This is a genomic window from Pseudomonas sp. W15Feb34, from assembly GCF_023127765.1.
GTDB classification, from domain to species: Bacteria; Pseudomonadota; Gammaproteobacteria; order Pseudomonadales; family Pseudomonadaceae; genus Aquipseudomonas; species Aquipseudomonas synxantha_A.
On record NZ_SPKN01000012.1, the window covers coordinates 19045 to 30539 of the forward strand.

General features: G+C 61.4%; 8 protein-coding genes. 3 read left to right on the forward strand and 5 right to left on the reverse strand.

What is annotated here, in order from left to right; genetic code table 11:
- Nucleotides 1-29 precede the first annotated feature (29 nt).
- Nucleotides 30-2087 (reverse strand): transketolase, encoded by a 2058-nt coding sequence (tkt, locus tag E4O97_RS06690; protein WP_216091254.1) that lies wholly within the window; start codon nt 2085-2087, stop codon nt 30-32.
- A 175-nt stretch (nt 2088-2262) separates the two neighbouring features.
- On the opposite strand from tkt, the gene E4O97_RS06695 reads away from it, so the two are divergent.
- The gene (locus E4O97_RS06695; protein WP_216091255.1) at nt 2263-2487 is read left to right on the forward strand and encodes a DUF465 domain-containing protein; all 225 of its coding nucleotides are present in this window, start codon (nt 2263-2265) and stop codon (nt 2485-2487) included.
- A gap of 139 nt (nt 2488-2626) precedes the next feature.
- Here E4O97_RS06695 and E4O97_RS06700 read toward each other — a convergent pair whose 3' ends face one another.
- Nucleotides 2627-4003, reverse strand: a complete 1377-nt coding sequence (locus tag E4O97_RS06700; RefSeq protein ID WP_148853908.1) for a VOC family protein — start codon at nt 4001-4003, stop codon at nt 2627-2629.
- Between the two features lie 239 nt (nt 4004-4242).
- Here E4O97_RS06700 and E4O97_RS06705 point away from each other — a divergent pair, with 239 nt between their 5' ends.
- A complete protein-coding gene (locus tag E4O97_RS06705; RefSeq protein WP_216091256.1) occupies nt 4243-6879 on the forward strand; it encodes a glucosidase in 2637 nt (878 codons plus the stop codon).
- Between the two features lie 28 nt (nt 6880-6907).
- Here E4O97_RS06705 and E4O97_RS06710 read toward each other — a convergent pair whose 3' ends face one another.
- Genes E4O97_RS06710 through E4O97_RS06720 form a run of 3 tightly spaced genes read right to left on the reverse strand, consistent with a single transcriptional unit; the run spans nt 6908 to nt 10191 of the window.
- Nucleotides 6908-7750, reverse strand: a complete 843-nt coding sequence (locus tag E4O97_RS06710) for a metal-dependent hydrolase (protein ID WP_005787814.1) — start codon at nt 7748-7750, stop codon at nt 6908-6910.
- A 15-nt stretch (nt 7751-7765) separates the two neighbouring features.
- Entirely contained in the window at nt 7766-8656 is an 891-nt protein-coding gene (locus E4O97_RS06715; RefSeq protein ID WP_005787815.1) for an SDR family NAD(P)-dependent oxidoreductase, read from the reverse strand.
- Nucleotides 8653-10191, reverse strand: a complete 1539-nt coding sequence (locus E4O97_RS06720) for an NAD(P)/FAD-dependent oxidoreductase (protein WP_248160997.1) — start codon at nt 10189-10191, stop codon at nt 8653-8655. The genes E4O97_RS06715 and E4O97_RS06720 overlap by 4 nt, the downstream gene beginning before the upstream one ends.
- Before the next feature lie 290 nt (nt 10192-10481).
- Between E4O97_RS06720 and E4O97_RS06725 the strand changes: the two genes are divergently transcribed.
- Complete coding sequence (locus E4O97_RS06725) at nt 10482-11480, forward strand: alpha/beta hydrolase (RefSeq protein ID WP_148853912.1); 999 nt, start codon at nt 10482-10484, stop codon at nt 11478-11480.
- Nucleotides 11481-11495 lie beyond the last annotated feature (15 nt).

Sequence of the window (11495 nt, forward strand, 5' to 3'; positions counted from 1 at the left end):
GCAAGCCCCCTCCCGCATTAAGCCAAGCGCTAGTCAGTGAGGTTATGCTGGATCTGCTCCTTGGCCAGCTTCACCACATTCTCCACGGTAAACCCGAACTTCTCCTGCAACTTGGCCAATGGCGCCGACGCGCCAAAGCTGTTCATCACCACCTTGGCACCGGTTTGCCCGACATAGCGATCCCAACCCAGGGGCCCCGCCTGTTCCACCACCACCCGCGCTTTTATCGCAGGCGGCAAGACGCCGTCGCGGTAGGCTTGATCCTGGTCTTCAAACAACTCCCAACTCGGCATCGATACCACTTGCGCGGCCACGCCTTCGCCCTTGAGTTGCTCGTAGGCAGCCACCGCCAGGCTGACCTCACTGCCTGTCGCGATCAGAATGACTTCAGGCTTATCCGCAGAGGCCAATACATAGGCACCTTTGGCCGCACCGGAGGCGCACGCATACTGGGTGCGATCCAGGGTTGGCAGCGCCTGGCGCGACAGCACCATGCAGCTTGGCCGATGGGTTTGCGCCAGGGCCACCTTCCACAACTCCAGGGTTTCATTGGCGTCGCCCGGGCGCAGAGTCAGCAGCCCTGGCGTGGCGCGCAGTTGGGTCAGGTGTTCGATCGGTTGGTGCGTCGGCCCGTCTTCACCCACGCCGATGGAGTCATGGGTAAACACGAAAATCACCGGCAATTCCATGATCGCCGCCAGGCGGATCGGTGGCTTCATATAGTCGCTGAACACCAGGAAGGTCGAGGTGTACGGGCGCAGGTAGGACAGCGCCATACCATTGGCAATTGCGCCCATGGCGTGCTCGCGGATGCCGAAGTGCAGGTTTCGCCCGCTGTAGTCATCGGCGCTGAAGCGCCCGGCGCCGTCGAACGTCAGGTTGGTTTTGGTCGACGGCGACAGATCCGCCGAGCCGCCCAGCAACCAGGGGATCTGTTGGGCGAAGGCATTCAATACCTCGCCGCCGGAGGCCCGGCTGGCGACGCCCTTGGCATCGGCGGCGAAGCTGGGCAGGTGCGCCTGCCATTGCTCGGGCATTTCGCCGGCGCGCATCCGGTGCAGTTCATCGGCCCGTTGCGGGTCGAGGGATGCCAGGGTCTGGTTCCATTCGGCGAACAGCGGTTCGGCGCGTTCGTAGAGGGCATCGCGCAGTACCGTGCGGGGTTCGTCGGGCACCAGGAAGTTCGAATCCTGCGGCCAGCCATAGGCAGCCTTGGTCAGGCGAATCTCGTCTTCGCCCAGAGGCTCGCCGTGGGCGGCGGCGGTGTTGTGTTTGTGCGGCGAGCCATAGCCGATCACGCTGTCGACCACGATCAGGGTCGGCGCGCCGGTATTGGCCTTGAAGGTTTCCAGCGCCACGCTCAACGCCTGCAAGTCATTGGCGTCGGTGACGTGCTGGGTGTGCCAGCCGTAGGCCTGGAAGCGTTTGATCACGTCTTCGCTGAAGGCCAGTTCAGTGTGGCCCTCGATGCTGATGGTGTTGTTGTCGTAGATCCAGCACAGGTTATCCAGCTTCAAGTGGCCGGCCATGGAGGCCGCTTCGCTGCTGATGCCTTCCATCATGTCGCCGTCACCGCACAGGGTGTAGACGTCGTAGTCGAACAGCACCTGGCCGTCGCGGTTGAAGCGTTCGGCCAGCCAACGCTGGGCCATGGCCATGCCCACGCTGTTGGCGCAGCCCTGGCCGAGCGGGCCGGTGGTGGTTTCCACGCCGGTGGTCATGCGGTATTCGGGGTGGCCTGGGGTCTTGGAACCCATCTGCCGGAACTGCTTGATATCGTCGAGGCTGATGGCCGGCTGGCCGGAGCGCTGGCCGTGGGCGTCAATCTCCACCACACCGGCCAGATGCAACAGCGAATACAGCAGCATCGACGCATGCCCCACTGACAACACAAAACGGTCACGGTTAGGCCAATCGGGATGTTCGGGGTGATAACGCAGGAAGCGACTCCACAACGTATAACCCACCGGCGCCAGGCCCATGGGCGTGCCCGGATGCCCCGAATTGGCCTTCTGTACAGCGTCCATGGCCAGGGTGCGAAGCGTGTTGATGCATTGAGTGTCGGCAGCAGTGGCAGCGTGATTCATGAAACCTGTCTCCCTCGGGTGGCGATCTACAGTGGAGGGCAGGGCACGGCAAAGGTTTGATCCCATCGCATGCTGCATGACGAACGGGACTGTATTGACCTCAAACATGACAAGACCCATTGGAATGGGCTAGCTTCAAGGGCGTAGACCATTGATCAATTTGTGGAGGTACGCCATGCCAGTGAAACACGACCTGTATCAGGACTTGGGTGTCAGCAAGGAAGACGTTCACAAGCGCAGGGCGGACGACAAACGGCTGGATTCGCTGCTCACTCAATATGACGATGCCGACGCGAATGTGCTGGAGGCGGAAAAAGCCAGTGCCAGCGATGAGAAAGTGGAAAACCTGAAGAAGAAACGGCTGCTGATCAAGGACGAAATCGCCGGGCGATTAGGCTAGGCTCAAAACGGCAATATTTGTTCAGATTTGTATGCGGGACATCGCAGGACTGTGTCTTTATGATGCGCCCCGTCCACCCGGCTCTGGGGACTGTTGCGGCGCAAGGATTGTGCCGCTGAGCCGGGGAGGACACCCTATTTCAGGCCAGCAGTGTGCCCAGACATTCATCAATGGAGCGCTGCTGCGTCTCGCCGTAAAGCTGCAACTCATCAATCGTCTTGCGCCCCAGCGCCTGTTCGAATTGCGCCTGGTTGGCGTTGGCCGCGTAATGACTCTGCGCCGCATCCCCCAGGTTTGACTGGAAAATCCCCGCCGCACTGACCGGCAGAAAATCCTCATACACCAATGGCTCCACCGCCACGTGATCGGCGTTGACCAGCGCTTGCAACGTTCGCGGCTGCTCGGGCTGGCCGCGTGCCGCCAGGCCTTTTGCGGTAACGAAGTAACGAAAGTACGCCAGGCCCTGCTCGCGCATCTGTGCGGGGGTATCCGGGAACGCCGTAAAGTGCCGTTCCATCAATTGCACATAACGTTCGGCGTTGGCCTCATTGGGGAACGCGCCGAGTTCATCGCGGGCGGCGTTCAGCAGTTGGTCGTACAGGGCGCGGCCTTTAGGCGTGAGCGCTACACCGCGTTGTTCGATTTCGCCAAAGCGTGCGCTGTGGCTGCCGTGGGCGTCGGTGAACGCGATCGGTTCGTCGAGTGCCTTGAAGCTGGTCTGGCGCAGCAGGATCGGGCAATGGCGCCGTGGTGGGCCTTCGATCACGGCTTTGGGCGTAATGCCTTTGCCGGGCATGGCGGCCTGTACCTGGTCGATGTCCAGGGTGCGTGGCGTGAGATGGTTGATATGCGGGCCCCTGAAGGCGACCACGTCGGCGATCAGGCGGTGCTGGTTGCTCAGTTGCTCGTATTGCGCGCCTGTCACGGTGGCGGTGTTATGCCAGCGGAACGTCTCCAGCGCCTCGTCGATGAAAGCCTGGGCGTCGCTGGCATTCAACCCGCCCTGTGTTTCGGCCTGTTCGATCAGCGCCAGGGCGCCGGGGGTGAAGATCGAGCGCTTGGCCAGGGCACTTTCGGCGAAGGCGCGCAGCTCCAGGTTTTCGATCAGCTCCAGGCGCAGCAGCGAGGTGAACACCCGGAACGGGCTGGTCTGCAGCGCGTGCTCATGCACGGCGCGAAAGGCCGTGGAATGCACCGGCACACCGGCGGGGGTGAGGTCGTAGTAGCCCACCGGTTGCATGCCCATCACCGCGAATAGGCGGCTGATGGTCGCCAGTTCTGCGGCAGTGCCCAGGCGGATGGCGCCATGGCGCTCCATGTCCAGGCGCTGGATTTCTCCGGTACGCTGCAACTGCTGCACCAGCTCAGGTTGGCTGTCGAGTACGCGCGCATTGGTTTGGGCCACCAGTTCCAGCAGCGCGCCGTACAGAGGTACTTCATCGCGGTACATGTCGGACATGGCCTTGGAAAAGCCCTTGCGGATCTCATCGGGGCTGACATGTGCAGTGGCGTGCATAGAAAAATTCCTGATGGCTGTGGCGAGCAAAATGACCTTCGCCCGATTTTGTTGAGGCGCAGGCCGGCTTGCAAACGAAGATTCTTCTGGACTTCATTCTGCAAATGAATGAGATGCCATGAACAGGAGCAAACCCAGCCCCAGCGGCTTGTCAACGCCAGGTGCTTTGAGTCTTCATGTGCAACCGCGCACCATTGGGTTCTACACTGCGCCTCACTGTGTAGGTGATGGAGGACTCAATGACGGCCGTACCCGCAAACCGCCTGCTTGACACGATTGAAGGCCAGCGCCTGGCGACGCAAGATGCCGAGCGTTGGCGTGAGTGGGGCCCGTACTTGAGCGAACGCCAGTGGGGCACCGTGCGCGAAGACTACAGCGCCGATGGCGACGCCTGGGCCTACTTCCCCCATGAACAGGCGCGCAGCCGCGCTTATCGCTGGGGCGAGGACGGCCTGGCCGGTTTCAGCGACAAGGCACAACGCTGGTGCCTGGGCCTGGCGCTGTGGAACGAACGGGATGCGATCCTCAAGGAGCGCCTGTTCGGCCTCAATAACGCTGAAGGCAACCACGGTGAAGACGTCAAGGAACTGTACTTTTTCGTCGATGGCGTACCGAGCCATGCCTACATGCGCATGCTCTACAAATACCCCCATGCCGCCTTTCCCTATGCCGACCTGATCGCTGAAAACGCTCGCCGTGGGCTGGGCGATACCGAGTATGAAATCCTTGATACCGGCGTGTTTGAAGACAACCGTTACTGCGACATCAGCGTCGAATACGCCAAGCACCAGCCCGACGATATTTTCATGCGTGTCACCGTGCACAACCGCTCGGAGCAGCCGACACGTCTGCAGGTGCTGCCCCAGTTGTGGGCGCGCAATGACTGGAGCTGGACCTTTGATGCGCCCAAACCCAGGTTGACGCTGGACGGCGACCGCGTGCTCGCCCGTCATCATGAGATGGACGATCGCCAGCTCACCGCCTGGGGCCAGGATGGGTGGCAATGGTTGTTCTGCGAAAACGAGAGCAACTTCGCCAAACTGGGCGGGCAGCCGACGTCCGGGCCGTTCAAGGATGGCATCAACGATTACGTGGTGGAGGGTGATCAAGGGGCCATTCGCGGTGACGCGGGCACCAAGGTGGCGGCGCGATTCAGTCTTGAATTAGCGGGCCTGGAAAGCAAAAGCCTCTATCTGCGCTTTGCCCCTCTGGACGCCCCCGAGGTCAACGCACGCAAGTTGTTCGAACAGCGCCGCCGCGAGGCCGATGACTTCTACGCAGCCCTGCAACAGGGTATCGCCAATGACGATGCGCGCAATGTGCAGCGCCAGGCCCTGGCCGGCTTGCTGTGGTCCAAGCAGTTGTACTATTTCGACGTCAACCAGTGGCTCGACGGTGATCCGGCCCAGCCTGCGCCGCCGCCCGAGCGTTTGCATATCCGTAATACCCATTGGCGCCACCTGTCCAACTTCGACATCCTGTCCATGCCCGATACCTGGGAATACCCGTGGTACGCCTCCTGGGACCAAGGCTTCCAGGCGGTGGCCATGGCGCTGATCGATCCCGGCTACGCCAAGCAACAGCTGCTGTTGCTGGTTAAAGACCGTTTCATGCACCCCAACGGCCAATTGCCCGCCTACGAATGGCGCTTCGACGATGCCAACCCGCCAGTGCATGCCTGGGCCAGCTGGCGCGTGTATCAGCAAGACAAGGCGCTGACCGGCGTGGGCGATATGGACTTTCTGGAGCGGATCTTCCACAAGCTGCTGCTGAATTTTTCCTGGTGGGTCAACCGCAAGGACGCTGAAGGCCGCAACCTGTTCCAGGGTGGTTTTCTGGGCCTGGACAATATCGCCTTGTTCGACCGCTCGGCCACGCTGCCGCCGGGTTACCAGTTGGACCAGGCCGATGGCACTGCCTGGGTCGCGGCCTATGCCCTGGACCTGATGCGCATCGGGCTGGAGCTGGCCAAGCGCAACGCCGTGTACGTGGACATTGCGGTAAAGTTTTTCGAGCACTTCCTATATATCGCCGGCGCCATCAACCGCGTCGATGACAGTGCCGAAGGCTTGTGGGATGAGCAGGACCTGTTCTTCTACGACGTACTGCACCGTCCCGACGGCCAGAGCGAACCGGTGCGTTTGCGGTCTATCGTCGGCCTGATGCCGCTATTCGCCGTGCTGGTGCTGGAGCAGCGCGAACATGAAGGCTTGGAAGGCCTGCGCGAGCGTCTGCTGGGGTTTATGCATCACCGGCCCGACCTGGCCAAACTGGTCTCGCGTTGGAACGAACCGGGGCAGGGCAATCGCCTGTTGTTGGCGTTGCTGCGTGGCGAGCGTACCAAGGATTTGCTGCGCCGCATGTTGGATGACCAGGAGTTCTTGTCGACCTTCGGTGTGCGCGCCTTGTCCAAGACCTTTGCAGAGCAACCCCTGGCGCTGAAGATGAATGGCGACACCCTGTGCGCCAGTTACCAGCCCGGCGAATCCGACTCTCGCCTGTACGGCGGCAACTCCAATTGGCGCGGGCCGCTGTGGATGCCGGTGAACTACATGCTGATCGAATCGCTGCGCGAATTTCACCGCTACTACGCGGATAACTTCTCAGTGGAGTACCCCACAGGCAGCGGCTATCTGGCGTCGCTGGAAGACGTGGCCGACAGCCTCAGCCAGCGCCTGACCGGATTATTCCTGCGCGATGAAAATGGCCTGCGGCCATCCATGGCAGGGTATGCGCAGCTGGAGGCGGACCCGGCCAGCCGCGATCTGGTGTTGTTTCATGAATACTTTCATGGCGAGACAGGGCGAGGGTTGGGGGCGTCGCACCAGACGGGGTGGAGCGCCCTGGTCGCCTTGCTGCTGCAGCCAAAGGTCTAGCACCCATGGCGCGCATAGGCATCGGTAGCTACACCCCTTTGGCGCCGCGCCGCGTGCGCTCGATCTCTTCAAGCAAGCCATCTATGCCTGCCAGGCGTGCGCGGTTGTCATGTTCCCAGGGGTGAAACCCCGGTTTGAAATAATGCAGCCACGGCCTGAGCATCCGCGGGAACACGCCCTTGGGGCCGTACAAGTATTTGACCATGCGCCACAGCCCCTTCAGCGTGCCGCCCGAGGTGCGGTCGGCAATCAGCAGCCGCACGTGGAAGTCCAGCACCACTAGCCAGAACATGACGGTGGTGGTCAGCATGGTGCCGGTGCGCAGCAGGTAGCGTGCGGGGCCAGGTTTGATCACCTGGTTCCATACATCGAAGGCTACGGCTTTATGTTCGGTTTCTTCCAAGGCGTGCCAATACCACATCTGCTGGTAACCCTTGAGTGAATCACCAAAGCGCGAGGGGTCGCTCAACAGGATTTCCGCCAGCATCGCAGTGTAGTGCTCAAGGGCGATGGTCACCGCCAGGTTGAACGACGGCGGCAGGTGTTTCTTCTGCAAGTCGAGGAAGAACTTCAGGCGTCGGTCGAGGGTGTGCGCCGGCAAGCCCGCCGCTTGCAGCAGGTCGTTATAGGCCACATGTTCGCGGCTGTGCATGGCCTCCTGGCCTATGAAACCCTGGATTTCCTTTTTCAGTTCGGGATCGTCGATCTGCCCGCGGTAGTGGCGCACGCTGTCCATGAAAAACAGCTCGCCCTGGGGAAACAGCAACGACAGGGCGTTGAAGAAGTGGCTGATCACCGGCCCTTGTTCATGCCAGTCTTTGATGCGCTCGGCAGGCAAGGCAAAACGGATATCGCGACGGATCGGCAACATGCTGCGTCCTCCTGTTCAGAGATGGGACTGGTCGTTGGTTTCAAAGACCTGTGTGCGCGGCTTGGGCGCCATGCGTTTGCTGGCAAACACCACCAGTGCCTGATAGGCCGAAGGCAGGCAACGGGCGAGCAGGTCGAGAAAATAGGCGTCGCGGCCGATCAACACACGGCGCTTGTTTTTGCGTACACCTAGCAGGATCACTTTGGCGGCCTGGTCGGCGTCGGTAATGAACAGCTTTTCGAAATCGGCGCGGGCCTGTTGTTCGCTGTGGATGAGGAAACCGGTCATGTTCGCGTCGATACGGCTGCTGCGGCAGATATCGGTACGAATGCCACCGGGGTGCACACAGGTGGCCGATACGCCGCAGCGTTGCAGGTCGAGTTCCTGGCGCAGAGCCTCGGTGAACCCGCGCACAGCAAACTTGGTGGCGTTGTAACCGCTCATGCCGGGTTGGGCGAACAGGCCGAACACGCTGGAAGTATTGACTATGTGGCCTTCGCCGCTGGCCTTGAGATATGGCAGGAACGCCTTGGTGCCATGCACCACGCCCCAGAAGTTGATGCCGACGATCCATTCCAGATCGGCGTAGTCCACGCCTTCGACGGTACTCGACAGCGCCACCCCGGCATTGTTGAACACCAGGTTGACCTGGCCATGTTCCGCGGCACAGCGTGCAGCCCAATCCTGCATGGCTTGGCGGTCAGAGACGTCCAGCACCTGCGTGGTAACGGTCACGGGCGACAAGGTCGATGTGCGGATCAGCTCCAGGGTCTGTTCCAACCCCTGGCTGTTCTTGTCGGCCAAGGCCAGGTGGCAGCCTTCGCGTGCCAAGGCTAAAGCCAATGCGCGGCCCATGCCGGAGGCTGCACCGGTGATCGCCGCAACGCGGCCATTGAATGACTTCATGACAGGCTGCCTTCTGTTGCGGAGTGAGGGGCTGGTACGGGACGTGGCAGAGCGGGCGCCGGCAACGGGCTGGCGACGTAGTCCTTGAGCGCAAAGTGACGGGTGAGCTGTTTGAAACGCCAGGTAGAACCGGGCCACAGCGTGGTGTTCTTGCCGGTGCGTGGGTCCAGGTACCAGCTCTGGCAGCCGCCGGTGTTCCAGATGGTGCGCTTGAGCTTGTCCTGCAACTGGTGGTTGTAGGCGTGCTCTACGGCGGGTTTGACCTCGACCGTGGCAATGCGCTGGCGCCGCATATGTTTCAAGGCATCGAGGATGTAGGTGACCTGAGCTTCGATCATCAGGATCATCGAGTTATGCCCCAGGCCGGTGTTGGGTCCGACGATCAGAAACAGGTTGGGATAGCCCGGCACGGTGGTGCCTTTGAAGGCATGGGCGCCGTCGCTCCAGGCGTCCATCAGGTCGATGCCGTCGCGGCCGATGATGCAGTCTCGCGGCAAGGGGGCGCTGGCCTGGAAGCCGGTGCCGAAGATCAGGCAGTCAGCGGGATGCTTGATCCCGTCGGTGGTGATCACACCGTCAGCTTCGATGCGCAGCACCCTGTCGGTGACCACCTCGACATTACTGCGCGACAGCGCCGGGTAGTAGTCATTGGAGATCAGCACGCGCTTGCAGCCGATGGTGTAGTCCGGCGTCAGCGTCTTGCGCAGGGAAGGGCGGGCCACTTGTTTGCGCAGATGCCGCAGGGCGATTTTCTGCACCATCTTCATCAGGCGTGGGTGCAAGGCAAAACCCACCACCCGGCCTTCCAGTGCCCAATAAAACGCGCCGCGCACCAGCTTTTGGGTGAACGGCAAGTGTTTGAACAGCCAGCGTTCAAGCGTTGAAATCGGCCGGTCCGGTTTGGGCATGATCCAGGGCGGCGTGCGCTGGAACAGGTCCAGGTGCGCCACCTGTGGCGCGATCTGCGGCACGAACTGGATGGCACTGGCGCCGGTGCCGATCACGGCCACGCGCTTGCCTTTCAACGAGTAGTCATGGTCCCACTGCTGGGAGTGAAAACGCTTGCCCTTGAAGCTGTCCAGCCCCGGGATATCCGGCAGCGCCGGGCGAGACAGCCCGCCCATGGCCGAGACCAGCACCCGTGCGCTGACTTGGCGGCCATTGCTGAAGCTCAGGTGCCAGCGCTGCTGTTGCTCATCAAACACCGCACGTTGCAGGGCCATGCCAAAACGCAGATAGGGCGCCAGCTCAAAACGTGTGGCGCAGTGTTCCAGATAGGCGCGGATCTCAGGTTGTGTCGCGAACTGTCGCGACCAGTCCGGGTTGGGCGCGAAGGAAAATGAATACACATGGGACTGCACGTCACAGGCGCAACCCGGGTAGTGGTTATCGCGCCAGGTACCGCCGAGGGTCTCGGCCTGTTCGGCGATGAAGAAGTCGGTGAGCCCGGCTTCCTTGAGCTTGATCGCCATACACAGGCCAGCGAATCCCGAGCCAATGATGGCAATGTCAATTGAATCACTGTGGGCAGTCATGGGCGTGCCTCATAGATAGAAAGCGGGTGGGCATCGGATGTGCTCCTCTTTTTGTTTTGTCTTTTAGATAGAACACCATTGCAAAGGAAAATTGAATTAATTATTTTAAAAAAGATTTTAAATAATCTACCTGAAAATTTCGCCTACGCTAGGACCTTGTTCCGCATGTGCGATTTGTCCGACGGACGAGCGTGGTATGCAGGGCGCCCAGGTCCAAGGGGTGGACGATGGCTGAGGCCCTGATCAATTCCGGTCGGGTCGCCAGCAGCAGGGAAGCAGAGGACCGAGCTATGGCTGTGGAATGGGTTGTCGCTGCGGGTGTGCTGGCCGGCGCCAGCGTGGCGTTATGGGGCTTGAGTGCCTGGATGACGCGGCGCATTGAAGCGCGGGTTCCGATCAACGGGCGTTTCGTCGAGGTGGATGGCGAGCGCTTTCATTATGTCGAAGAGGGCAAGGGCCCGCCGCTGGTGATGATCCACGGGCTGATGGGCAGCAGCCGTAACCTCACGTATGCCTTGTCCGGTCAGTTGCGAGAGCATTTTCGCGTGATCACCCTTGACCGGCCGGGGTCCGGCTATTCCAGCCGACACAGCGGCACGGCCGCAGACTTACCGGGCCAGGCCCGACAAATCGCGGCCTTTATCGACACGCTCGACCTGGGCAAGCCGTTGGTGCTGGGCCATTCCCTGGGTGGCGCGGTTGCTCTGGCGCTGGCCCTCGACCATCCCCATGCGGTATCCGGGTTGGTACTGGTAGCGCCTTTGACTCACCCGCAACGCATGTTGCCGCTGGTGTTCCTGTCATTATCGGTGCGCCCGGCCTGGCTGCGACGCTGGATGGCCCACACCCTGACGATGCCCGTTGGCCTGCTGAGTAAAAATGCAGTGGTCAAAGGCGTCTTCGGCCCCGATGCCGCACCGCCGGACTTCGCCACCCGGGGCGGCGGGCTGCTGGGCATGCGTCCAGACAACTTCTATGCCGCGTCCACCGAAATCAACCGGGTCAACGACCACCTGCCCGACATGGTCAAGCGCTACCCGCAACTGACCTTGCCCATCGGGCTGATCTATGGCACCCGCGACAAGGTGCTCGACTTTCAGAAACACGGCCAGGCCCTGGCGAGCAAGGTGCCAGGGCTGAAAATGCAAGTGGTCGAAGGCTGTGGGCATATGTTGCCGATCACCGCGACAGAGCGAGTGGTGGCGCTGGTGGAGCAGGTCGCCAAGCGCGTCAGGCCCGGGGCAGGCATCCGGCTGTTGCACCCTCCCAAGGCCCTGGCGAGTAGATAAGGGTGCACCCGACTC

Bases quoted from the DNA above. Each gene is read 5' to 3' on its own strand.
- E4O97_RS06720 (WP_248160997.1), bottom strand. From the start codon at position 10,191: ATGACTGCCCACAGTGATTCAATTGACATTGCCATCATTGGCTCGGGA.
- E4O97_RS06715 (WP_005787815.1), bottom strand. From the start codon at position 8,656: ATGAAGTCATTCAATGGCCGCGTTGCGGCGATCACCGGTGCAGCCTCC.
- E4O97_RS06700 (WP_148853908.1), bottom strand. From the start codon at position 4,003: ATGCACGCCACTGCACATGTCAGCCCCGATGAGATCCGCAAGGGCTTT.
- E4O97_RS06695 (WP_216091255.1), top strand. From the start codon at position 2,263: ATGCCAGTGAAACACGACCTGTATCAGGACTTGGGTGTCAGCAAGGAA.
- E4O97_RS06705 (WP_216091256.1), top strand. From the start codon at position 4,243: ATGACGGCCGTACCCGCAAACCGCCTGCTTGACACGATTGAAGGCCAG.
- tkt (WP_216091254.1), bottom strand. From the start codon at position 2,087: ATGAATCACGCTGCCACTGCTGCCGACACTCAATGCATCAACACGCTT.
- E4O97_RS06725 (WP_148853912.1), top strand. From the start codon at position 10,482: ATGGCTGTGGAATGGGTTGTCGCTGCGGGTGTGCTGGCCGGCGCCAGC.
- E4O97_RS06710 (WP_005787814.1), bottom strand. From the start codon at position 7,750: ATGTTGCCGATCCGTCGCGATATCCGTTTTGCCTTGCCTGCCGAGCGC.